At 67.4% G+C, this 23,155-nt stretch carries 23 protein-coding genes; 10 read left to right on the plus strand and 13 right to left on the minus strand.

Annotated features, from left to right (window positions below; all coding sequences use genetic code 11):
* Window positions 1–20: 20 nt before the first annotated feature.
* The 6 genes from IPM80_11230 (at window position 21) to IPM80_11255 (ending at window position 5,861) form a co-directional block, all read left to right on the plus strand.
* Entirely contained in the window at window positions 21–1,271 is a 1,251-nt protein-coding gene (locus IPM80_11230) for a cytochrome P450 (protein ID MBK8958982.1), read from the plus strand.
* 240 nt (window positions 1,272–1,511) lie between these two features.
* A complete protein-coding gene (locus tag IPM80_11235; GenBank protein MBK8958983.1) occupies window positions 1,512–2,036 on the plus strand; it encodes a TlpA family protein disulfide reductase in 525 nt (174 codons plus the stop codon).
* Between the two features lie 32 nt (window positions 2,037–2,068).
* Window positions 2,069–2,293, plus strand: coding sequence for a DUF4266 domain-containing protein (locus IPM80_11240; protein MBK8958984.1), 225 nt, complete (start codon window positions 2,069–2,071; stop codon window positions 2,291–2,293).
* Window positions 2,280–4,004, plus strand: a complete 1,725-nt coding sequence (locus tag IPM80_11245) for a DUF3570 domain-containing protein (protein ID MBK8958985.1) — start codon at window positions 2,280–2,282, stop codon at window positions 4,002–4,004. Before IPM80_11240 ends, IPM80_11245 begins: the two co-directional genes overlap by 14 nt.
* Entirely contained in the window at window positions 3,934–4,893 is a 960-nt protein-coding gene (locus tag IPM80_11250; protein MBK8958986.1) for a hypothetical protein, read from the plus strand. Before IPM80_11245 ends, IPM80_11250 begins: the two co-directional genes overlap by 71 nt.
* 98 nt (window positions 4,894–4,991) lie before the next feature.
* A complete protein-coding gene (locus tag IPM80_11255) occupies window positions 4,992–5,861 on the plus strand; it encodes an FAD:protein FMN transferase (protein ID MBK8958987.1) in 870 nt (289 codons plus the stop codon).
* A gap of 84 nt (window positions 5,862–5,945) precedes the next feature.
* On the opposite strand, the gene IPM80_11260 is transcribed toward IPM80_11255, so the two are convergent.
* From IPM80_11260 to IPM80_11270, 3 genes are all read right to left on the minus strand, one after another.
* The gene (locus IPM80_11260; GenBank protein ID MBK8958988.1) at window positions 5,946–6,854 is read right to left on the minus strand and encodes a LysR family transcriptional regulator; all 909 of its coding nucleotides are present in this window, start codon (window positions 6,852–6,854) and stop codon (window positions 5,946–5,948) included.
* Window positions 6,855–7,061: 207 nt separating this feature from the next.
* Window positions 7,062–7,826, minus strand: a complete 765-nt coding sequence (locus IPM80_11265) for a hypothetical protein (GenBank protein MBK8958989.1) — start codon at window positions 7,824–7,826, stop codon at window positions 7,062–7,064.
* A gap of 19 nt (window positions 7,827–7,845) precedes the next feature.
* Window positions 7,846–8,376: a gamma-glutamylcyclotransferase gene (locus tag IPM80_11270; GenBank protein MBK8958990.1), complete on the minus strand. Its 531-nt coding sequence runs from the start codon at window positions 8,374–8,376 to the stop codon at window positions 7,846–7,848.
* 197 nt (window positions 8,377–8,573) lie between these two features.
* Between IPM80_11270 and IPM80_11275 the strand changes: the two genes are divergently transcribed.
* Genes IPM80_11275 through IPM80_11285 form a run of 3 tightly spaced genes read left to right on the plus strand, consistent with a single transcriptional unit; the run spans window position 8,574 to window position 12,371 of the window.
* Window positions 8,574–9,269: a glycerophosphodiester phosphodiesterase gene (locus IPM80_11275; GenBank protein ID MBK8958991.1), complete on the plus strand. Its 696-nt coding sequence runs from the start codon at window positions 8,574–8,576 to the stop codon at window positions 9,267–9,269.
* Between the two features lie 36 nt (window positions 9,270–9,305).
* Window positions 9,306–10,787 (plus strand): glycerol kinase GlpK, encoded by a 1,482-nt coding sequence (gene glpK / locus IPM80_11280; protein ID MBK8958992.1) that lies wholly within the window; start codon window positions 9,306–9,308, stop codon window positions 10,785–10,787.
* Window positions 10,788–10,790: 3 nt separating this feature from the next.
* Window positions 10,791–12,371 carry a glycerol-3-phosphate dehydrogenase/oxidase gene (locus IPM80_11285; GenBank protein MBK8958993.1) on the plus strand — a complete coding sequence of 527 codons (1,581 nt, stop codon included), beginning with the start codon at window positions 10,791–10,793 and terminating at the stop codon, window positions 12,369–12,371.
* Here IPM80_11285 and IPM80_11290 read toward each other — a convergent pair.
* The 10 genes from IPM80_11290 to IPM80_11335 form a co-directional block, all read right to left on the minus strand.
* Window positions 12,337–13,257 carry a quinoprotein relay system zinc metallohydrolase 2 gene (locus IPM80_11290; GenBank protein ID MBK8958994.1) on the minus strand — a complete coding sequence of 307 codons (921 nt, stop codon included), beginning with the start codon at window positions 13,255–13,257 and terminating at the stop codon, window positions 12,337–12,339. The genes IPM80_11285 and IPM80_11290 overlap by 35 nt on opposite strands.
* A 64-nt stretch (window positions 13,258–13,321) precedes the next feature.
* Entirely contained in the window at window positions 13,322–14,179 is an 858-nt protein-coding gene (locus IPM80_11295) for a metal-dependent phosphohydrolase (GenBank protein MBK8958995.1), read from the minus strand.
* Window positions 14,180–14,371: 192 nt separating this feature from the next.
* Window positions 14,372–15,568 (minus strand): cytochrome P450, encoded by a 1,197-nt coding sequence (locus IPM80_11300; GenBank protein MBK8958996.1) that lies wholly within the window; start codon window positions 15,566–15,568, stop codon window positions 14,372–14,374.
* Window position 15,569: 1 nt separating this feature from the next.
* The gene (locus tag IPM80_11305; protein ID MBK8958997.1) at window positions 15,570–16,931 is read right to left on the minus strand and encodes an adenylosuccinate lyase family protein; all 1,362 of its coding nucleotides are present in this window, start codon (window positions 16,929–16,931) and stop codon (window positions 15,570–15,572) included.
* Complete coding sequence (gene pobA / locus IPM80_11310; protein MBK8958998.1) at window positions 16,924–18,102, minus strand: 4-hydroxybenzoate 3-monooxygenase; 1,179 nt, start codon at window positions 18,100–18,102, stop codon at window positions 16,924–16,926. Before pobA ends, IPM80_11305 begins: the two co-directional genes overlap by 8 nt.
* A gap of 2 nt (window positions 18,103–18,104) precedes the next feature.
* Complete coding sequence (pcaG, locus tag IPM80_11315) at window positions 18,105–18,632, minus strand: protocatechuate 3,4-dioxygenase subunit alpha (protein ID MBK8958999.1); 528 nt, start codon at window positions 18,630–18,632, stop codon at window positions 18,105–18,107.
* Complete coding sequence (gene pcaH, locus IPM80_11320; GenBank protein ID MBK8959000.1) at window positions 18,629–19,348, minus strand: protocatechuate 3,4-dioxygenase subunit beta; 720 nt, start codon at window positions 19,346–19,348, stop codon at window positions 18,629–18,631. The genes pcaG and pcaH overlap by 4 nt, the downstream gene beginning before the upstream one ends.
* Window positions 19,349–19,361: 13 nt before the next feature.
* On the minus strand, window positions 19,362–20,039 hold the full coding sequence (locus IPM80_11325) for a 3-oxoacid CoA-transferase subunit B (protein MBK8959001.1): 678 nt from the start codon (window positions 20,037–20,039) through the stop codon (window positions 19,362–19,364).
* A complete protein-coding gene (locus IPM80_11330; protein ID MBK8959002.1) occupies window positions 20,039–20,710 on the minus strand; it encodes a 3-oxoacid CoA-transferase subunit A in 672 nt (223 codons plus the stop codon). The genes IPM80_11325 and IPM80_11330 overlap by 1 nt, the downstream gene beginning before the upstream one ends.
* A gap of 202 nt (window positions 20,711–20,912) precedes the next feature.
* Entirely contained in the window at window positions 20,913–21,863 is a 951-nt protein-coding gene (locus IPM80_11335) for a Tim44 domain-containing protein (protein MBK8959003.1), read from the minus strand.
* Between the two features lie 144 nt (window positions 21,864–22,007).
* Here IPM80_11335 and IPM80_11340 point away from each other — a divergent pair, with 144 nt between their 5' ends.
* Complete coding sequence (locus IPM80_11340; GenBank protein ID MBK8959004.1) at window positions 22,008–23,135, plus strand: alpha/beta hydrolase; 1,128 nt, start codon at window positions 22,008–22,010, stop codon at window positions 23,133–23,135.
* Window positions 23,136–23,155: the final 20 nt, after the last annotated feature.

A 23,155-nucleotide genomic window follows, 5' to 3' on the forward strand; every position in this document is an offset into this window, starting at 1 on the left:
CCAAGCCCAGGACGTCTCCGATGGCCAACGCATCCCATCCCGACATCAATCTCAGCACCCTCGAATTCTGGGCACGGCCCTATGAAGAACGGGAAAAGAGTTTCAAGTGGCTGCGTGACAACCAGCCGGTGTCCTGGCACCCGGCGCCGGAGCCTCTCGCGCCGGGGCTGGAGAACAGCAAGGGCTTCTGGGCCATCACGCGTTTCGAACACATCAAGGACCTATCGCGCAACGACGCCGTATTCTCGTCGGCGGAAGGCGTGTTCCTCGACGACTTTCCGCAGCTCGAGACCATACTCTCGTTCATCGTCATGGATGACCCGCGCCACAAGGCGCTGCGCAACATCGTCCAGCACGCCTTCAGCCCACGGAACATCCGGCGCATGGAGCAGCAGATCCGCGAGATGACCGAGAGCGTCATCGGCGAGGTGGCGCATCTCGGTGAAGGCGACTTGTGCGAACTGGTGTTCAAGCAATTGCCGGGGCGCGTGTTCGCCGGCGTGTTCGTCGGTATCAGCGATCCGCACAAGCGCGAGATCCTGATCGAAGCCGCCGAACAGCTCGGCAGCTGGGCCGACCCCAGCTATGCGCACATCGGTTCACCGCTGGCGGTGTTCCAGGACGCTGCGCAGAAGATCATGACCATTGCCTACGCGGAAGCCGAGCGCTGCCGGCGCGAACCCGATGACAACCTCATGACCTGGGTGGTCGAAGCCGATCACGAAGGCCAGCGCATGACCCAGGACGAGCTCGGCGCATTCTTCACGCTGCTGGTTGGCGCGGCCAACGACACCTCGCGGCATGCCATGGCCCACGCGGTCATGAACCTGCAGAATCATCCCGAGCAGAAGGCCTGGCTGCTGCAGGACTTCGAAGCGCGCATCGACAACGCGGTCGAAGAGATCCTGCGCTGGTCGCCGCCTTTGATGCATTTCCGCCGCACCGCGCTGCGCGATTTCGAGCTCGACGGCGTGACCATCAAGAAAGGCGACAAGTGCGTGCTGTGGTATTGCTCGGGCAACCGTGACGAAAGGGCGGTGCCGGCGCCGGACAGCTTCGATCTCAACCGTGCGCCCAACCGCCACTTGAGCTTCGGCTATGGCCCGCACTTCTGCATGGGCGCCTCGCTCGGTCGCCAGATGGTGAAATCGAGCCTGCGCGAGTTCTCACGACGCATGCCCGACCTGGTGGTCGGCGAGCCCAAGATGCTGCTGTCCAATTTCATGAACGGCGTACTGTCGCTGCACGGGCGCTGGACGCCGCCCGCCTGAGCGGCGACGTGCCTGGTGGGCGGGCAGGCCGCATGGCGTGCCCGCAATGCCAATCGATTGGCATTCCTGACATTGCCCCACGCCGATTCGCGGCATCGGCCCAAACCATGGCGGCCGGTCCGGGTCGCAAGCACGCCTACGATCAGCGTCATCACGAATGACGAACGCCCAAGATGCTAAATAACGCCGGCCACCCGGCGCTGTGCGCAAGGAGACTGCATGCCTTTCGGATGGGATGAAATGAAACCGCGCTGCGTACCGCCGCTGCTGCTCGCGGCGCTGTTCGCGACGGCGAGCTGCGACGCCGCCGAATCACTGACCGCCGCGCAGGACGCGCCGGCCGCGCCAGCCTGCAAGTTCAGCATCGACAAGGCCGCCGCACCCGTCGACCTCGGACGGTATCGCGGACAGGTGGTCTATGTCGATTTCTGGGCGTCCTGGTGCGGGCCGTGTCGGCAGTCCTTCCCGTTCATGAACGAGATGCACAACGAACTCGGCGCCAAGGGGCTGACGGTGCTGGCCGTCAATCTCGACGAAGAAGCGGGCGATGCGCAAAGCTTCCTGGCCAAGCACCCGGCCAGCTTCGAGGTCGCGGGCGGCGACAACCAGGCCTGCGCATCGGCCTTCCAGGTGGAAGCCATGCCGTCGTCCTATCTCATCGACCGCGCTGGCAAGGTGCGTTACGTCCACCATGGCTTTCGCGGCGGTGACGCGCAACTGCTGCGCGGACTTGCCGCCACCCTGCTGGCCGAACCCGCGCCCTGATCGGACAATCGAGACCTGCCCACGGACTGTTCATGCCTGACAAATCCATTCCGGCACTACTGCTGGCCGTGCTCGGCATCGCGCTGCTCGGCGGCTGCGCGCCATTACATCCCTGGGAGCGCGGCAATCTCGCCAAGCCGCACATGGCCTTGACCACCAATCCCGGGCAGGCCGCCATGAAAGCCCATCTCGAGATGAGTCGCGAGGCGGCCTCGGGCGGTGGCGCCGCCGCCGGTGGTGGCTGTGGCTGCAACTGAGCAGGCGCCGACGCCAAGCAGCGTGCGGCCGGCCAGCGCGCTGCGTGCACTGACGGCGGCGGCCTTGGCCCTGCCCGGACTCATGGGCAGCCAGGGCTTCGCCGCCGACGATGGCAGCACCGCGACGCTCGATTATCACCATTACGCCGAAGGCGAACGGGATCTCGAAGGCCGCACCTACAAGTCTCTGAACCTGCGGCCCATCGAAGTCGACAGCCTGGCGCTGGCGGTACGCAACACCTTGGCCGATCGCTGGCGCTTCGCGCTCAACTACACGCAGGACACCTGGTCGGGCGCGACGCCGGTACTGAGCCTGCCGCAGGCCGCCATCAACGAGCAGCTGGTGTCGGGCGCATCGGTGCCACTCGCCTACCTGACCGACAGCAAGCATCGCCCGCAGGATGTCGATCCCGGTTCGTTCGACGGCCAGAAATTCAAGAGCACGGAAGATCAACGCCTGGTGCACCTGATGGCGTCCGCGTCACCGGAAACGCGCCGCCAGGTCGACGGCCGACTCGACTACGGCTGGGACCGCGCCTCGTTCGGGGTGGGCGGCGGCGTGTCGGAGGAACCCGACTATCACTCGGGCTTTCTCAATACCGGCGGCAGCTTCGACTTCGATCACAAGCGCACCACGCTGACATGGGGCGCGAGCTACACCGTCAGCAACATCAACGCCTCGCTCGATGCCAATGCCGCCGCTGATTGGGGCGCCTATCTCGGCTACATCCGCGAGAGCCGCGGGCACAACACCTTGTTCGGCCAGCGTCACGATATCGGCGCGAGCTTGAGCGTCACCCACGTCATCAACAAGAACTCGCTGGTCGAAGCCGGCATGGGCTACACGCGCAGCAGCGGCTACCTGGAGAATCCCTACAAGGCGACCATGCTGGCGTTCGACGATCCGGACCAGTTCATCGACGCCAGCGGTCTGCGCACCGTGCAGCTGCGCGGCGTGCTGGAACAGCGGCCCGGATCACGCGACCAGTTCAACTGGCACGTGCGCTACGTCGACTACATCGCGCCGCTCGACGCGGCCCTGCACGCCGACTATCGCTTCTTCCACGACGATTGGGGCATCGATGCCCACACCATCAACCTGTCGTGGCATCAGCCGCTCGGCGGCGGTTGGATGCTGGTGCCGGGCACGCGCTACTACTCGCAGTCGCGCGCCGATTTCTACGCGCCCTACTTCCTGTTCAACCAGGCCTATCCGGCGTTGCCGGGACCGATATTTCCGGGCGTGCCGCGACCGCTGGACTTCCGCAGGCTCGCACGTCGCGATTTCTCCAGTGACGCGCGGTTGTCGGGCTTCGGCAGCATCGGCGGCGAACTGGCGGTGAGCCGCGAATTCAGCAAGGGCGCGAAAATCGAAATCGGCGCCGATTATTCGGTGCACGCCGGCGCCTTGAAACTCGGTGGCGGCGGCGAGAAGAGTTTTACCGACGTCGACTCCTACGTGGTCTACGCCACGCTGTCCATGGATCTTTCCGCGCCGGCACTGGCGGGCGGCCTGCCCCAGGCGGACGCCACTGGCACGACGCCGGTGCGCCTGCGCCGTGCACCGGCCGGCGTGCGATGGGATCACCTGCTCGCGGCCCAAGGCGACATGGAAAGTCGGTTATCACTTCGACTACGACATGCGCGGCAACGGCATCCAGCACGGCGGGCGCCGCGCCGGCGATACCGAAGTCATCACGCGCGCGTGTGAGAACACGCTGTGTTCGCTGACGCCGCGCGACAGCGACACGCATGTCTCGACCGTCGATTTCATGCTTGGCCTCGGCCCAAGCGCGACGATGCTCGTGAGTGCCGCCTACGTCAATCACGACATCGCGCTGCGCGATCTCGATACCGACGTGCAGGATGCGCTCGGCATCATTCCGCCGCCGCGCGTAAGCTACACGCGCAGCGCCGGCGGCCTCGGCGACGTCAACCTGCATTTTCTTTATGGACTGTTCGAAACCCGCAGCCACGAAGTGCATGCCGGCCTCGGCTTCAGCGCGCCGACTGGCAGCGTCGAGCAGCGTCTGGCGGGCAGTCGCGATTTCAGCGCCTACGACAGTCAACTGGGCAGCGGCACCTGGGACTTTCATCCGAGCCTGACCTACAGCGGCGAACTGCTGCGTTTTGCCTGGGGCACGCAACTGTCGGGCACGAAGCGCATGGAAGCGAGCAACGACGCCGGCTATCGGCTCGGCGATCGCTTCCAGGCCACCACCTGGGGCAGCGTGCGTCTCGCCGATTGGCTGTCGGCCTCGATACGCGGCCAGTACACCAACCAGGGCGGTGTGCACGGTCGTTTCGATGCTCACGCCGCGCCGCAGGTGATCGGTACGCGCCTGGTCGGCGCCGAAACACAGGAGGTCTACCAGTACGTCGATACACCAAGCGCCATCAACGGCCCCATGGACAGTGCCGACAGCAGCGGCGGACAGTGGTGGGACGTCGGCTTCGGTGTCAACGCCGTGGTGCCATCGGGCCTGTTGCGCGGCAATCGAGTGAGCGTGGAATGGCTGGAGCCGGTGGCCGATCACTTCAATGGCTATCAGCTCGAACGCCAGGGCAGCCTGCAGCTGCGCTGGGAACTATCCCTGTAGCAGGGCGGCGGCGAGGCCGCCCGCTGTCGTTACAATGCACGGCGAGACACAGAAGTACCGCCGTGCCGCTCATCCTTCATCGCTTTCCGTTCCAGGCCATGGGCTCGCCCTGCGAGATCCAGGTGTTCGCGGCGGACGCTGCGCATGCACGCGCGGGCGCCGAGCACGCCATCGCCGACGTCGCGCGTCTCGAAGCGCGTTACTCGCGCTACCGTGAAGACAGCTTCCTGTCCGCCATCAATCGCGTCGCGGCGCGCGGCGGCAGCATCGACGTCGACGCGGAAACCGCGAGCCTCCTGGACTACGCCGCCACCTGCTACGCGGAAAGTGACGGCCTGTTCGACATCACCTCCGGCGTACTGCGCCAAGCCTGGCGTTTCGATCGGGGCGGCTTGCCCGATGCCGCGCGAATCGCCGCGCTGAAGGCGCGCGTCGGCTGGCATCGGCTGCGCTGGCAAGCGCCGCGCCTGGCGTTTCCCGAGCCGGGCCTCGAGCTCGACTTCGGCGGTGTCGTGAAGGAATACGCGGTCGACCGCGCTGCCGCGCTGTGCCACGAACGCGGCTTGCACCACGGCGTGGTCAATCTCGGCGGTGACATCAAGATCATCGGACCGCGCGCCGACGGGCAGCCCTGGCGCATCGGCATCAAGCACCCGCGCCGCGCCGAGACCTTGCTCGACACCTTGGAACTCCAGCGCGGTGCGCTGGCCTCGAGCGGCGACTACGAGCGCTGCATCTTGGTCGACGGCGTACGCTATGGCCACATCCTCAACCCGCGCAGCGGCTGGCCGGTGCGACGCCTGGCGGCGGTCAGCGTGGTGGCGGATTTCTGCGTCATCGCCGGCAGCGCCTCGACCATCGCGATGTTGAAGGAGGAAGAAGGACCGGCGTGGCTGGCGGCGTTGGGACTGCGCCACCTGTGGGTGGATGTCGACGGCAACAGCGGTGGCGACCTGCTGCCCCTGTAGGTGCGAATTCATTCGCACCTTCGAGGCGCGCCTCGGGATTTTCAATGGGCGAATCAATTCGCACCTACCAACCGCGCTGCTCCCCTACTGCACCGTGCGCGCGCCGGCGCCCGGCCTGACCGTCGTGCCGTCCACGTGTTCGATGAAGTAATCGAGGAACACGCGGGTCTTGGCCGCCATGAACTGGCGGCTGCTGAAGAGCGCGGTCACTGGCAGTGACATCGCGCGGGCATTGTCCAGGGTAATCTCGGCCAGTTCCGCGCGCGCCAGTTCGTCGACCACCGCGTAGCGCGGCACGTAGGCGATGCCGAGCCCGGCCACCGCCGCCTCGATGACCGCCGCCGTGCTTGGCGATGAAAAATTGCCGCTCACGGGTTGTGCGACCAGCGTGCCGTCGGCGATGAAGCTCCAGCGCTCGTAGCCGTCCATGGATTCATCGAGGATGCAGTTGAAGTCCGCCAGCTCGCGCACCGTCAACGGCCGACCGCTGGCGGCGATGAAAGCCGGCGACGCGCACAGCATGTAAGGCGCGCTGCCGACCTGCTTGCTGACCAGCGAGCTGTCCTTCAGGTTTCCGATGCGGAAGATGAGATCGAGGCGCGACGCGACCATGTCCGGCTCGGCATCCTGCAGGCCCAGCTCGATGCGCAGGCCACTGTTGCCGCGCGCGAACGCCGCGATGATGGGCGTCAGCACCTGGGTGCCGAAGGACGGCGGACAGCTCACGCGCAGCACGCCGCGCGGCGACGAATTGAGCGCCGTCACCGCCATTTCGGTGTCTTCGATACGTTGCAGTATGTCGACCACCTGGTCGACGTAGAGCTCGCCGGCATCGGTCAGCGACACACCGCGGGTGGTGCGCTGTAGCAGCCGCACGTCGAGGTCTTCCTCGAGCTGCTTGACCTGCTTGGAAAGCATGCCGGGAGTCACTTCCAGTTCGCGCGCGGCGGCCGAGAACGAGCCGAGCCGCGCAACGGTCACGAGTGCCCGCATGTGTCCAATCTTATCCACGGCGACTCGCTGCCTGGCTCACCAATCTCGATAGCTTCGAAGCATCGCCAGCGGGCCGTCTGGGAAAGCCGGATGTTGCGACGCAGCAGGACGAGAATAGGCGAGCGCGGGCGGGCAATCAATGGCCCGTTCGATACCCAGTGCAAACTTCGGTTAAGGCGCGCGCCGCGCCCGTCCTTGGTGCACTCGTCAGCGTACGCCTAGGATCCAGCCCTCGAGTTGCGCCACGCGTCGTTCGGGCAAGGTCAGCGGCGGATTGAAGTACTCACGCAGTGCGCCCAGCACGTCCATGTCGCGCAACCACATCGCGCAGGCATAGGCGTCCTGCTGATCGGCGCTGCGCTCGGTATTGGCGTAACGCCGACGGAACATCGACGGATAGATCTCCGCCACCACCGAGCGTCCGGGCTTGATATCGAACCCGTCGAAGGGCCAGAAATGGGTGCGCGCGCGTAAGCGTCGGTCGTCGCGCAGCTGCTTCAGCCACGGGATGCCGGCGTGCGTGGACTTGGCCACCGAGCCCTGCACGTCGAACTGGAACACGCTCTTGGCCGACGACGTCCAGCGTTCACACAGGCGCAATTCATCGGAGGTGCCGGGCGGCGGCTCCTGGTCGCGCACGAAATCGACATACATGTGATCGCGCGTGGTCGGCCAGTGGAAGCAGAAATGCCGCAGGAATTCGTCCCAGCTCGTCAGCGCATTGCGCTGCAGGTAGGACAGCGGCACGGAAAAGCCGTGATCGACGCCGATCACGCAGGGCTGATCCGACAGCAAGCGCTCGCGCATGAAACGCGCCACTTCCTTGCGACACCAGTTGCGCGCGCCGTTGTCGAACGGCGGCACCGCGCGCGCCTCGCTGTTACCGTCCGATTCGTAGACCTGCAGGGCGCGCAGTCGCGACACCGGCGCTTCGGCGCCCGAGTAATCGATGCCGATGTAACGCGTGAACATGGGCGCGACGCTCACCTCATCACGCTCCGGCAATGTCGTGGGCCTGTACGGCCTGGTGCAGGCCGTGCACTTCTTCGTCGTGGATGTTCAAGTGCGCGAGGTGCTCGGCAAGGCGAGCGAGGTATTCGCGGTTGCTGCCGCTCGGTCCGTGGGAATCGGCAATCTGCTTGACCATCGCATCCAAGGGCGCGGCGCCGACGAAACTCGGGTTGTCGGCGAGCGCCACGTAGGTGATGGCGTCGGCGCGGCCGCCGTCCTCGAACTCGAGCGCCACGCTGCAACGCGTGTAGCCATTGCGCTCGCGATGATCGAGTTCCTCGAGCACAGCCTGCCAGTGCGGCGCCGCGACGCGAAACGCCATGCCCCAGCACACCGCTTGCGCATCGGGCACCAGGGTCACGACCCGGCCGGGCGCTTCGGGCACGCCGCGGTGATCGGGCGAGGCCTGCCAGAAACGGCGGCGCCAGCCACGCAGGGCCGCCTTGCGACTCGTTTCATATGCAAAAGCCGGCCGCCAGATCAGCGAGCCGTAGCCGAATATCCAGGTCATGGTGCGTACGGATCATGCGGCGCGGACCACGCGCCAGGCTCATAGGGATCGCCAGGCGCTGCTCGCTTGGCAGCCGCCCGGGGCGTTCATGCAGCGTGGACTCACACTGCTGCCGCGCGGTCGTCCCGCGCCAGGCGGCGGTATTATGACAGACTGCCGCAAGGCGAACCGGCAAGCCAACAGGAGTGAAATTTTCCATGCGCGTATTCGGCCACCGCGGCGCCGCGGGCCATTGTCCCGAAAACACGCTGGCCGGTGTGCGCCATGCCATCGAGCTCGGCGTCGACGCCGTGGAAATCGACGTGCGTCTGCTCGACGACGGACTGATCGTGCTGCATGACGACACGCTCGACAGGACCACCAGCGGACACGGCAGCTACAAGGCTTTGAGCCTCGGCGCGCTGCGCGCGCTGGATGCCGGCGGCGGTGAGCGCGTGCCCTTGCTGGAAGAAGTCATCGCGCTGGCCATCGACAAGGTCGAACTCAATATCGAGGTCAAGGAAGCCGGCATCGCCGAGCTCGTCATCGAACGCACGCTCGCAGCCACCGCCGCGTCACCGGCGTGGCGGCAACACATCCTGTTGTCTTCTTTCGATATCGACACCAGCGCGGCCCTGGCGCGTGCGCGCGGTGCCATGCGTTTCGGGCTGTTGTACGAGGAAGACTTCGATACGGCCCTGCGGCGCGCCCGGGCCTTGCGCGCGCAGTCGCTGCACATGAGCCTCGACGCGCTCGACGCCGCGCACGTGGCGCGCGCCCACGGCCACGGTCTCGCGGTCTACGTGTATACCGTCAACGATGCGCCGGCCATCGCGCGCTGCAGGGCGGCCGCTGTCGACGGCGTGTTCTCCGACTATCCCGAGCGCGTCATCGCGGCGCGCGCGCACGGGTAATCCGCCTGTCGCGATGATGGGGTATCTTGTGTTGCCATGAAGTTCATCCTCGCGCTCGATCAAGGCACCACCAGCTCGCGTGCGCTGGTGTTCGACGGCGACGGGCAATGTCGCGGTCTCGCGCAGGAAGAATTCACGCAGATCTATCCGCGCCCGGGCTGGGTGGAACACGATCCGCTGGCGCTGTGGCGCACGCAGTTCGATTGCGCCAGGCGTGCGCTGGACGCGGCCGGCATCCGCGCCACCGATGTCGGCGCCATCGGCATCACCAATCAACGCGAGACCACCCTGCTATGGGACAGGCGCAGCGGCGCACCCGTGGCCAATGCGCTGGTGTGGCAGGACCGTCGCAGCGAAGCCTTGTGCGCGGCCTTGCGCGGCGGTGAACACGAAGCGCTGATCCGTGAGCGCAGCGGCCTGGTGCTCGATGCCTACTTCTCGGCATCGAAGATCCGCTGGCTGCTCGACAGCGATGCGGCGCTACGCGTGCGCGCCGAGCGCGGCGAACTGGCGTTCGGCACCGTCGACAGCTGGCTCATCTGGCAGCTCTCCGAAGGCCGCGAGCATGTGACCGACGCCACCAACGCCTCGCGCACCCAGCTTTACGACATCGTGCGCGGCGACTGGAGCGACGAGCTGCTGGCGCTGTGGCGGATCCCGCGCGCGCTGCTGCCACGCGTGGTCGACAGCAGCGGCGTATGCGCGAGCACGCGCCTGTTGGGCGGCGAGATTCCGATCGCGGGCGTGGCCGGCGATCAGCAGGCGGCGTTGTTCGGCCAGGCCTGTTTCGCGCCCGGCATGGCGAAATGCACCTATGGCACCGGCTGCTTCATCCTCATGCACACCGGCACACAGGTGGCGCGCTCCGGCCAGGGCTTGTTGACCACCGTCGCCTCGCGCATCGATGGCGTCAGCGAGTACGCGCTGGAAGGCAGCGTGTTCATGGGCGGCGCCGTCGTGCAGTGGCTGCGCGACGGCCTCGGACTCATCGCGCGCAGTGCCGACATCGAAGCGCTCGCCGCCAGTGTCGACAGCAGCGACGGCGTGGTGTTGGTGCCGGCCTTCACCGGCCTCGGCGCGCCGCACTGGGACGCCCATGCGCGCGCCTTGCTGATCGGCATGACCCGTGGCACCGGTCGCGCGCACATCGCGCGCGCCGCGCTCGATGCCATCGCCTGGCAGGTGGCCGACGTTGGCGTGGCGATGATGGAAGACGCGGGGCTGGCGCTGGCCGAACTGCGCGTCGATGGCGGCGCGAGCGCCAACGATCTGCTGATGCAGATCCAGGCCGACGCGCTCGACGTGCCCATTGCGCGGCCGCGCCTGACCGAGAGCACCGCCTTCGGCGCCGCGCAGCTCGCGGCCCTCGGCGTCGGTCTTCGTGCCGACCGCGCGGCCCTGGGCAACGCCTGGCAAGCGGCCGCGCGTTACGCGCCGCGCATCGATGCCGGCCAGCGCAAGGCGCAGCGTCAACGTTGGCATCGCGCCATCGAGCGCGCACTGGCGTGGGCCGATTAACGCATGCAACGCCAGGCCTTTCTGCGCGCCGCTGGCAGTCGTCGCTCCGCCTACGATGTAATCGTCATCGGTGGCGGCGCCAATGGCCTCGGCATCGCGCTGGATTGCACCCATCGCGGTCTCGAAGTGCTGCTGCTGGAGCGCGCGGCGTTTGGCGCGGGCACCTCGTCTCGCAGCAGCAAGCTCATCCACGGTGGCATTCGCTACCTGGCTCAGGCGCAGTTCGGCCTGGTGCGCGAAGCCTTGCACGAGCGCGCGCTGCTGCTCGGTAACGCGCCCGGCCTGGTCAAGCCGCTGCCCTTCATCCTGCCGGCCGCCAACCGGTTCGAACTCTACAAGTACGCGGCGGGCGTCAAGCTCTACGACGCGCTGGCCGGCGCACACAAGCTTGCCGCCAGCCGCCTGCTCGATGCCGACGAGACCCGGCGCCTGGTGCCGCAGCTCGGCCGCGCGGCGCTGGCCGGCAGCGTGTGCTATGCCGACGCGGCTTTCGACGACACGCGCCTGCTGCAGGCGCTGGCCCACGCCGCCGCCGCGCGTGGCGCGACCTTGCTTAATCACATGCCGGTCGAAGCGCTGCTCAAGAACGCGCGTGGCCAGGTGCGTGGCGTTGCCGCCCGCGATGCGCTGGACGGCCACACCCACGAATACGAAGCACGAGTCGTGATCAATGCCAGCGGCGTGCATGGCGACGCGGTGCGACGCCTCGCGGACGCCTCGCTGGGCGCCGAGATCCTGCCGAGCCAAGGCACCCACCTCGTGGTGCCGAAACGCTTCCATACCTCGGACCATGCGCTGGTCATGCCGCGCACGCCCGACGGGCGCGTGATGTTCGTCATTCCCTGGCACGAGCACGTGTTGCTCGGCACCACCGATACCGCGCTCGAGCGGCTCGACGTTCCGCCGCGGCCGCGACGCGAGGAGGTGGACATGATCCTCGCCGTCACCGCGCGTCACCTGCATCGCGCGCCGCGTCATGACGACGTGCTGAGCTGCTTTGCCGGCGTGCGGCCACTGGCGGCGGCGCCGGGCGGCGCACGCTCGTCGAAGATCTCCCGCGAACACGCCATCACCATCGATGAGTCGGGCCTGGTGACGGTGAGCGGCGGCAAGTGGACCACCTATCGCCGCGTCGCCGAACAGTGCGTCGACGCGGCGTTGAAGGCGGCGGGCTTGCGCGCGAACGATGCCAGCACCCGCGAGCTGGCCTTGCTGACGCCGCAGGGCACGCGCGATGGCGTGGACGCCGTCGGCTTTCCGGCGCGCGGCGTCGCGCAGCTCGGCGCCGAGCAGACGACGCTCGCCGCACCCCTGCATGCTTCGCTGCCCTACAGCGGCGCGCACTTCGCCTACGCGGCGCGCAACGAGATGGCGATGACGGTGGCGGATGCCCTGAGCTACCACACGCGCGCGCTGTTCATCGATGCGCGCGCCGCCCTCGACATCGCACCGCGCGTGGCCAGCATCATGGCCAGCGAACTGCAACGCGACGCGGCATGGATGGCGTCCGAGCTCGAACAACTGCGCGCCATCGCGGCACCCTTCATCCTCACTCCCACTCCAGTTCGCGAAACGCGCGGCTGACGTTGAGCGGATGGGCGCGCGCGGTGAGCTGCCAGTGGGCAAGCTCGCGCGTCGCGACGCTGTGCTTGGCATCCTCGATGAACTCACCGCGCGCGATGGCGGCGCGAGTGTCCACCAGCAGCGCATCGAGATAGGTCTGCTCGGCTAGCGCACCTTGCGGCCAGTGCTCGTCCAGCGGCCCGTGCCCGGGCACGACGCGCGCATAGGGGAGCCCGCTCGCGGCCTTGAGCCAGGCCAGCCAGCCTTTGACGCTGCCGTCCAGCACCGGCAGCCGCTCGCGGAACACGAGGTCGCCGCTGAACAGCGTGCCGGTTGTTTCGTCGAGTACCGTGAGATCCGTTTCGGTATGCGCTGTCGCCACGGCCGTCAGCAGCAGCGAGCGTCCGCCGAGATCGAGTCGCGTCGGTTCGGCGACGAGACGGCTCGGCGTCACCAGCGCCGCGGCATCGTGCCGACCGTCGAGTTCGGCGGAGAAATTCTCGATGAAGAAATCGCGGCTGGCCTCGAGGTTGTCAGGCAGACGCGCGGCGCCGACAAACTCGGCGCCTCCTTCTGCAAACGCGGCGTTGCCGAGCACATGATCAAAGTGCACGTGGGTGTTGATGACATGGCAGATGGGCTTGTCGGTGAGCTGTTCGATGGCGGCGCGCAAGGCGCGCCCGGTGGCGAGCGACCCACCGGTGTCGATCACGGCCACGCAGCGCGCGCCGACCACGACGCCGAGATTGGCGCTGTCGCCGCGCGCGGCGTCATCGATGTCCGCTATCTGGCCGCGATGCATGTAGACGCCGGGCGCGATGGCCGTCAGAAAGCTGTCGTCCGCGCGCGTGCACGGCGCCGAGATCAGCATCAGCAAGGCCAGTAAGCAAAGGGTGGCTGGAGACATGGGGGTCGCTTCCGGACGGAACGACCAACATCATAAGCGCTGCATGGGCAGCGCGGCAGCGGCGTCAGCTGTTGGCGACGGCGCGCAGATCGGCCTGCTGCCCGACGCGGGCGGTGGCCAGGTTGCCGTAGAGATGACTGAGGACGTCGCGACCTTCCTCGGTCTGCTCGAGATAGCTGGCGCCGACGCCGATGTAGGGCGCGACGCTCTTGTCGAAGAAATTCGGATAGGCCGTCAGCAGATCGCCCGGCCGTGCATAGCCCAGCGCATTGTTGAATCCGATCTCCTCGAACTCGTAGAAGATGGCCGACAGCTTGGATAGGTAGCGCGGGTCGCTCAGTTGGCCGATCAGATCGGCGGCACGTACCAGTCCCGGAAAATCATCGGTCTGTGCGTACCACGGGTCGTCGGGCACCGGAAAGCGCGTGCGCTCTATGCAGGCGTTGACGAAGCGCGTGTCGACCAGGTCGCTGTCGAAGAAATGTTCTTCGATGAAACGCTTGCCGCGATTGACGTGCACCGGCATCAGCACCGCGTCGCTGGTGCCCGCCACCGCGCGGAAAGTCTGGCCGTCGACGCCGGTCGCGAGCGCGCTCGCGGTATCGGTGCGACACAGGCCACGGACGTAGCCGATGTCATGACACAGCAGGGCGATGACGGTGTTGCACCAGGTTTCGGCTGACACGCTGCGCTCGCGCTCCTGCTTGGCCTTCAGGATCTGCAGGCCCACCATGGTCACGTGGGTGGTATGTTCGACGTTGTGATACAGCGCATCGCTGCGCGCGATGGCGGCGAGCGCGGTATGGGCGACGGTGACGGCGAGATCGAGCCGCGCCCCGGAAGCACGCGGGTACAGCGTACGGAAATGTTCCGTCGCACGCTCACTGACTATCGCGGTCAGCACACTGGTGACGTTCAACATGTCGGGCGCGTCACTTTCTCTATTGTACGTTTGCCTTCTGGTCCGTCATAAAGCACGGTACGGTTGTTGGCGAGTATAGGCACGGAGTGCCGGACTGTCCGCTGTCAGCGGCTGAAGTGTGACAAACTTGAGGTATCGTGAAAGTGCCGCTTGCGAGCGCGCGCAAGGCGCGCTCCGCGACAGGCTGGCGGCTCAAGCCGCGTGAAACTTGAGCGGCAGTGCGGCGAGGCTGTGCACGGCGTTGCCGACCCGCCATTCGGGGGCGCCCGCCAATTCGATACGCGCCACGCGCGCCGTGAGGGCGGCGAGCAAAGCGGCAATCTCCTGGCGCGCCACGTGCTGGCCAACGCATACGTGGATGCCGCTGCCGAAGGCCACATGGGGATGGGGCGCGCGCCCGATGTCGAAGCGCTCGGCGTCCTGCCAGCGCGCCGTGTCGCGGTTGGCGGCGCCCATCACGCACAAGAGCTTGGTATCGGCCGGCATGGCCAAGGCCCCGAAGGCGACTTCGACGGTGCTGGTACGACAGAATGTGTGTACCGGCGACTCGTAACGCAATACCTCGTCCACGGCCGCCATCGCGAGCCGCGGTTCACGACGCAGCAGGCGCCACTGGTCGGGGTGGGTCGCGAAGCAATACAGCAGGTTGGCGAGCGTCGCCACGGTGGTATCGATGCCGGCGGACAGCAGCGAACGCACCAGCAGAGAAGCTTCATCGGGCGTCACTTCCTCGCGATCGGCGGCGGCGTAGATGGCCGCGCCGAAGCCGTCGGCGGCGAGCGCCTCGCGCGCGCAGCGCGCGCTGATCCACGGCACGATGTCGGCGGCCTGGGCAAGGGCGGCACGGCGCACGGCGTTGTCCGGGCCGAGGGCATCGAACACCATGTGGCCATAGGCCAGCAGCTTGTCACGCCCGTCGCGCGCCACGCCCACCGCGTCGCCGAACACTTCGAGGGGAAAGGCCGCCGCCAGCGCGCTCACGCCGTCCAGCGTGCCTCGCGTCAGCGCCTCGTCGACCAGGCGTGCGGCGACCGCGGCGAAACGCGGCTCGAGGGCGCGCACCGCCTGCGGCGACAGCGCGCGCGCCATGACCCGGCGCGTGCGTTCGTGATCGGGCGGGTCGACTTCGAGAATGATGCTCGGCGCTCGCCACGGCGGCTCGCGCGAAAAATCGGCAAGACCGACGCCGCGTGCCGAACTGAAGCGTCGCCAGTCACGGAACGCCGCTTCGACGACCTCGATGTGGCCGCTCGCGCATACGCCGTAACGCGGGATCCAGACCAGCGGTCCGCATTCGCGCAGGGCGCGGTAGTAGGCGGCGGGCTCGCGCAGCAGCGCCGCGTCGTAGGGGTCGACGTCGAATTCCGGCAGCCTGGCGGGGCCGATCACCTCAGCTCGCCGCGCGCCCGGCGCGCCATGCCCGGTAGCGCGCCATCACCTCGTCGATGAAGACGGCGCTGGCGCCGAGATAATTGCGCGGCGCCATGACCTCGGCCAGGCCCTCGCTACCGAGTTCCCGCCGCACCGTGGCATCGTCGGCCAGCACCGTCGCGAGCGGCACGCCGCGTTCGACGGCCGTCACCACGGCTTGCTTCAGCAGGGCCTGCGCGGCGCCGCGCCCGAGACTCGGCGCGAGCGCCATGGCCACCGCTTCCGCCATCACCAGGCCCTGGCCGCGTTCGAGGTTGGCGCGCATCGCCTCGCCGTGCACGCGCAGGCCATCGAGGGCGACGTGCAGTTGCTCGAGCATGCCGCCGACCGTCACGAACATCTCGCGCAGCGCTTGCCACTCGGCATGCCAGGCGCCGCTGGCGCGCTCATGGGCGTGGCTGAAGCAGGAGAACAACGCGGCAAGTTGACCGGGCACGCGATGCGCGCCGGCCACCACCGCGATGGCCGCGACCGGGTTGCGCTTGTGCGGCATGGCGGTGGAGCCGCCGCGCGCGCCGCCGCCCCCTTCACTCAGTTCTGCCACTTCGCTCTGCATCATGAGAATCAAATCATTGCCGAGCTTGCCGGCGCTGGCCGCCAGCATTGCCAGCGCCGCCGCCAATGCACGGGGCGCGCTCCGCTCGGTATGCCAGGGCAACACCGCGCACAGCTCGAGATCGCGCGCCACTGCGTCGCGCAGTTCGACACCGCGCGACCCGTAGGCGGCCAGCGTGCCGGCGGCGCCGCCGAACTGCAGCGGCAAGGCGTTCGCGAGCCGCTCGCATTCCGCCGCGCCATTCAACATCGCGTGCAACCACAGCGCGCACTTGTAGCCGAACACCGTCGGCAGCGCGTGCTGCGACAAGGTGCGCGCCACCATCAAGGTGTCGCGATGGTCACCGCACAGCCTGGCGAGCTCGGCGGTGATCGCCGAGAGTTCGCCCAGCAACACATCGAGCGCGGCGCGCGCTTGCAGCATCAAGGCGCTGTCCATCACGTCTTGCGTGCTCGAACCCCAATGCACGTAGCACGCGGCAGCGGCATCGCGCTTCGCGACCAGCGCGGTCAGCGCCGCGACCAACGGAATGGTCGGGCTGCTGCTCGCGGCGGTTTCGCGCTTGATGGCGTCGATGTCGAAGTGCGAGACCTCGCACGCACTGGCAATGATGGCGGCGGCCGGCACCGGGATCATGCCGAGCGCGGCTTGGGCGCGTGCCAGCGCTGCTTCGAATTGGAGCATGCGCGAAAGCGTCGCCCGCGCGTCGAACAGCGCGGCCACCCGCGGCGACGCCAGGTAGGCGTCGGCCAGGGAATCAAACATGGCGCGGCAGGCCCACGTAGTTCTCGGCCAGCGCGGTCTGCGCGGCGCGTGACGAGGCGAGGTAATCGAACTCGGCGCGTTGCAGGCGGCGCGCGAAGCTGTCGTCGTGCAGACGGTGAGTGATGGCGGTGAACCACCACGAAAAGCGCTCGGCTTTCCAGACTCGTTTGAGACAGGTTTCGGAATAGCGCGCCAGCGCCGCCTCGTCGTCTTTACGCAGGGCGGCGCACAGCGCCGCCGCCAGCGCTTCGACGTCGGCGAAGGCGAGGTTCAAGCCCTTGGCGCCGGTCGGCGGCACGATGTGGGCGGCGTCCCCCGCCAGCAACAGGCGACCATATTGCATCGGCTCGGCGACGAAGCTGCGCAGCGGCGCGATGCTCTTTTCTATCGATGGCCCCGTCACCAGGCGCGCGGCCACGTCGCGCGGCAGACGCGCGCGAAGTTCATCCCAGAAGCGCTGGTCCGACCAGTCATCGACGTGCTCGTCGACGCCGACCTGCACGTAATAGCGGCTGCGCGTCGGCGAGCGCATGCTGCACAGGGCGAAGCCACGCTCGTGGCTGGCGTAGATCAATTCCGGCGCCACCGGCGGCGTATCGCACAGCACGCCCAGCCAGCCGCTCGGATAGACGCGCTCGTATTCGCGCAGTCCCGCGATCGCCGGCCGCGACACGCCGTGGAAGCCATCGCAACCGGCGATGAAGCGGCAGCGGAAATGCAGGGCTTCGCCGGCAACCGTGCACGACAGCGCGGCGCGCGTGTCGGTCAGCCCTGCCAGCGTCACCTGCGCGGCTTCGTAATGGATGCGGCTGCCGATGCTGTCGTGGGCGAGGTTGAGGTCACGCGTGATCTCGGTCTGGCCGTAGATCAATACCGATTTGCCGGTCAGTTCACGAAAGTCGATGTGCAGGCGCTCACCGTCGCAGGCGAGTTCGATGCCGTCGTGCACCAGCCCTTCTCGTTGCATGCGCGCGCCGACTTCGCAGGCGTTCAACAGGTCGACCGCGCCCTGTTCCAGCACGCCGGCGCGGATGCGTCCTTCGACGTGCGCGCGCGACTGCCGCTCGACGATCACGAAGCTGATACCCGCGCGCGCCAGCATCCAGCCGAGCATGAGGCCGGCCGGGCCGGCGCCGACGATGCCGACCTCGACGTCGAGCGCGGTCGCCATGCTCAGAGCGCGAAGAACACTGTCTCGTGTTCCCCCTGCAGGTGGATGTCGAACTCGAAGTGGCCGGCGTGTGCGCGCGCCAGGAGGGTCTGGCGCCGCGCGGCCGGCACGCAGGCGAGCACCGCATCGGCGTCATGCAGCGCCGCATCCGCCGGAAAATAGACCCGCGTATAGAGATGCTGCAGGAGCCCGCGCGCCATCACCAGGAGATTGATGTGCGGCGCCTGCCAGCCGCCATCGGGCGCCGGCACGCGGCCGGGCTTGATGGTTTCGAAACGAAATCCACCGTCGGCGTCGACCCCGCGGCGACCCAGGCCACGAAAGCCCTGCGTGGCTTCGGCGTGGTAACGACCGTCCGCGTCGGCCTGCCAGATCTCAAGCAAGGCATCCGGTACCGGCGCGCCGTCACCGTCGAGCACGCGCCCGCGCAGGCTGAGGTCGCAGACCGGGCAAAGGCGCCAGGCGTCGGGCCAGTCGAGGCCGATGCGAAAGTACGGGCCGACGGTCTGCGAAGGCGTGAGCGCGCTCATGGCCGCCCCTCCCAGGGCGTGCCGTCGGCGCCGCGCAGCACGATGTCGAACTCGTAAGCCATGGCGTAATCGGGCTCGCTGCAGGTGATATCGAAGCGCGACACCAGGCGCGCACGGGCGGCCTCGTCGGGCACGCCCATGAAGATCGGATCCAGCGGCAAGGTCGGGTCGCCGGGAAAATACATCTGCGTGACGAGCCGCGTCGCCCACGCCTGGCCGAACAGCGAGAAATGGATGTGCTTGGGCCGCCAGGCGTTGTAGTGATTGCCCCACGGGTAGATGCCGGGCTCGATGGTGAGGAAGCGGTAACGGCCTTCGTCGTCGGTCAGCACCGCGCCGCGACCGCTGAAATTGGGGTCCAGCGGTGCATCGTGGCGGTCGCCGTCATGCAGGTAGCGACCGGCGGCATTGGCCTGCCACACCTCCACCAGCGCGCCGCGTTCAGGGCGTCCGCGCTCGTCGAGCAGCCGGCCATGCACGATGATGCGTTGGCCCAGGGCCTCGCCGCCCCGCGCGCCGGCTGGACGCGTGAGATCGTGGCCCGCATGCCCCAGCCGCTCGCGCCCGCAGCGCGGGCCGCTCACTTCCGACAAGGTCTCGGGAATGACTACCAAGGCTTCGCGCGGCGCGCGCTTGGCGCTCGAGCGATAGGCGTCGGTGGCGTTGGCCGGGTGGATGCCCGGCGCCACCGGCGCATAGAGTCGCGACGTGCTCATGCTCATCTCATCCTCAGGCGGCGCGATCGCTCTGCAGGGCACGACAGCTGTCGGCGAACGTCAGCGGCGCGCCGGTGTTGGCCTGCAGTTCGGCAGCGCTGAGGCCGGCCACCATGTCGGTGACCACCAGCCCGCCGGGCGTGATGTCGATGACGGCGAGATCCGAGTACACGCGGTGCACGCAATTGAGACCGGTCAGCGGCAGGTCGCAACGTTCGACGATCTTATGCGCACCGTCCTTGGCGACATGGGTAGCCAGCATCACCCACACCTGGCGCGCGCCGGCCACCAGGTCCATGGCACCGCCGACCGCTGGCGGCTTGGGCCCCGGCAAGGCCCAGTTGGCAAGATCGCCATTGGCCGCCACCTGGTAGGCGCCGAGGATCGAGATGTCGATATGGCCGCCCCGGATCATGGCGAAGGAATCGGCATGATGAAAATACGAACCACCGGGCAGGATGGTGACCGGCTGCTTGCCGGCATTGATCAAGTCCATGTCTTCCTCGCCGGCGGTGGGCGCCGGGCCCATGCCCAGCAGGCCGTTCTCCGAATGCAGCACGAACTCGCGGCCTGGCACCGGGTAGTCGGCGACCAGCATCGGCATGCCGATGCCGAGATTCACGTATGCACCGTTGGGAATGTCGCGCGCGACGCGCCGGGCAATGTCTTCCGACGAAAGTGCCTTGACCATCATCGCTCTCCTATTTCCACCATGCGTGTGACGAAGATGCCGGGCGTGACCACTTCCTCGGGCGCCACGTTGTCGACGAAGCGGCGCACTTCGGCCAGCGTGGTCGCGGCGGCCATGGCCATGATCGGGTTGAAGTTGCGCGCGGTCTTGGGATAGGTGAGGTTGCCCCAGCGATCGGCGGTGCGCGCATGGATGAGCGCCACGTCGGCGCGAATGGCGCGCTCCATGACGTAATGACGGCCGTCGAATTCGCGGGTTTCCTTGCCCTGCGCGAGCGGCGTGCCGTATCCGGTGGCCGTGTAGAACGCCGGGATGCCGGCGCCACCCGCGCGTATGCGTTCGGCGAGCGTGCCCTGCGGCACGATTTCGAGTTCGATCTTGCCGGCGGCGTACAGTTCTTCGAACACGATGGAGCCGGCCGAGCGCGGGAAGGAACACACCATCTTGCCGACGCAACCGGCCTTCAGGAGCGAGGCCAGACCGTAATCGCCGGAGCCGGCGTTGTTGCTCACCACCGTCAGGTTGCGCAAGCCGAGCTCGCAGATGGTTTCGATGAGTCTCTCGGGCACGCCGGCATCGCCGAAGCCGCCGATCAACACGATGGCGCCATCTCGCAGATCGGGGCAATCAGCCACCATGTCGGCGAGAGTGCTGACGCGTTTATCGATCATGCCGAAGTCCCGTGACGAAGGTCCTCGGCAATTATGGCAAGAAGTGTGGGGGATGTGGATGGTGCAGGCTTGGCCGTCAGCCTGCCTCATCCACTGGTCATTGCTTTTGCGGGTCAGGCCTCAGGAAGCTCTGACACCGGCTGCGGCATGCCAGCCGTGAATTGTCAGGCTGAAGCCTGACATTCCAGCCGTCGATTTCGCTTCAGTCTTCCAGCTGCTGCAGGCCATCCAGGAACCAGGTCGGCTGCGTGGCGTTGCGCGGCTTGGTGAAATGCCACACCTCGCGCACCTGGCGCGCCTGCTCGTCATCGGCCTCGCGCACGATGCCGTCGAACAGCACGACCGCTTCCAGCTGGTCGCCCGCCTCCCGCGCTTCCAGCAATTCCGCCTCGAGCTTCAACACCATGGTGCGGTTGTCGGCGTCGATTTCCTTGATGCGGTTTTCGATCTCGACGTACATGGCATCGGTGGTGAGACGCCGCACGGCGGCGAGATCGCGCGCATCCCAGGCTTTTTGCAGGTCGTGGTAAGCGTTCTTGGCGCCAACCAGGAACGCCGCCTGGTCAAAACCAGCCGGCACGCTGGCCTGGTTGAAGTCCGGCAGCGACGCGCCATCGTCGTTCTTCAAACCGCCACGGAACCAGTCGCCGGTGTCCAGTGCCTGGGGCGGCGCGGCCGGCGGAGGCGGCGGAGCGTAATCCTGGCCGCCGCGCGAAGGCGCCGGTTCCGCCTGCCGCTGGTAGGCGGGCCGCGGCATGCTGGCGATTTTACGCGCCGCCATGAGGCGATACAGCATGTAGGCGATGGCCGCGAACATCAGGATGTCGAGGAAATTGATGTTCTCGAAGGCGCCGCCGAACAGCAACGAGCCCAACAGGCCGCCGATGGCGAGACCGCCCAGCATGCCCATCAGGCCGCCGCGACGCGACAAGCCCTCGCGCACCGACTGGTTGCGCGCCATGGCCTGCGCCTGGCTGGCGGACGGCGCCGCCGGTGCGGCACTCGGCTGGCGCTTGTAGGCGGTGCCGTGCGAAGTGCGACTGCCGAAGGACGCTCCGCCACCGAAACGTTTGGCCTCGGCGTCTTCGAACGGCGCGACACACAGGACGAGCCCGAACAGCAGGGATGAGACGAGACTGATTTGCTTGAACATCATGACTACTCGCAATGGACGGTGTAAGGCCCGTGGCCGGGTACTATGGCAGGTCTGGCCATGATGACAAGCAAAGGTTCCGCGCCCGGTGGCCTTGGCGCGCGACGGTGAATCGATACGCGCCAGCCTGATAAGCTTGCCGTCATGCGTGGCTTGCTGTTGATCATGATGTGGATGCTGTCCGCCGCGGGCGCGTCGGCGCAAAGCGCGGCGCCCTGCACCGCCGCGCCCGGCGCCTGCACGGAGTGGGTCACGATCGGCGGCGGGCCGGCGCGCGCGCTCATTTATCGCTCCTACTCGCTGGACGTGCGCAACGAACACGTCACGCGCCTGTTGGTGATGGTGCACGGCAAGAACCGCGACGCCGACAACTACTTCAGCACCGCCATGGCTGCCGCCTTTCTTGCCCACGCCATGGAAGACACCGCCATCGTCGCGCCCTACATGGCGTCCTCGGCGCGCGATTGCGAAGACCCGATCACGCCGCCCCAGATTGATTTCTCCTGCACCGGCGACAGCTGGCGCGCCGGCGCCAGCGCACTCAGTCATCCGCATCTGACCTCTTTCGATTTCGTCGACGAGATCCTGCGCAAGGCGACCAGCGGCGTGTTCCCCAAGCTGCGCCGCATCGTGGTGGCCGGCCATTCCGCCGGCGGCCAATTCACCATGCGCTATGCCATGAGCAACAAGCTGCACGATGACCTGCCGGTCGAAGTGAGCTACGTGGTGGCCAATCCTTCCAGCTATCCGTGGCCGGACAGCGCGCGTCCCTTGCCGGTCGGTGACGCCCATCCACACGCCGCCGGGCAGGCCTGGGAGGACGAGCAGCCGCATGCACGTTTCGAGTTCGGCGCCATCGACGCACGCCAATGTCCCGAATTCAATCGCTGGCCTTTCGGTCTCGACGCGCGCACCACCGGTTACACGCGCACCATGGAAAGTGAGCGCCTGGTGCGACAGCTCACCAGCCGACCGACGACCTACGTGCTGGGGCAAATCGATGTGCTGCCGCTGGCAGGTTTCGATTCATCCTGCGCGGCGATGCTGCAGGGCCCCACGCGCCGCGCGCGCGGCGAAGCCTTCGTCGCCTACATGCAGCAGCGCTGGCGTACCCACCACCGCATCCGCATCGTGCCGGACTGCGGCCACAACGCGCGCTGCGTCTTCACCGCCGATGAAGTCCTGCCGCTGTTGTTTCCTCCGCTGACGCCGCCGGACAGTACACCGGGCGCGGGCGCCGACCAGCACGGCTCCCAGGCGGCCATTCGCTGAGCCCTGCTTGAACGTGACCG

The organism is Pseudomonadota bacterium, assembly GCA_016719885.1.
GTDB lineage: Bacteria > Pseudomonadota > Gammaproteobacteria.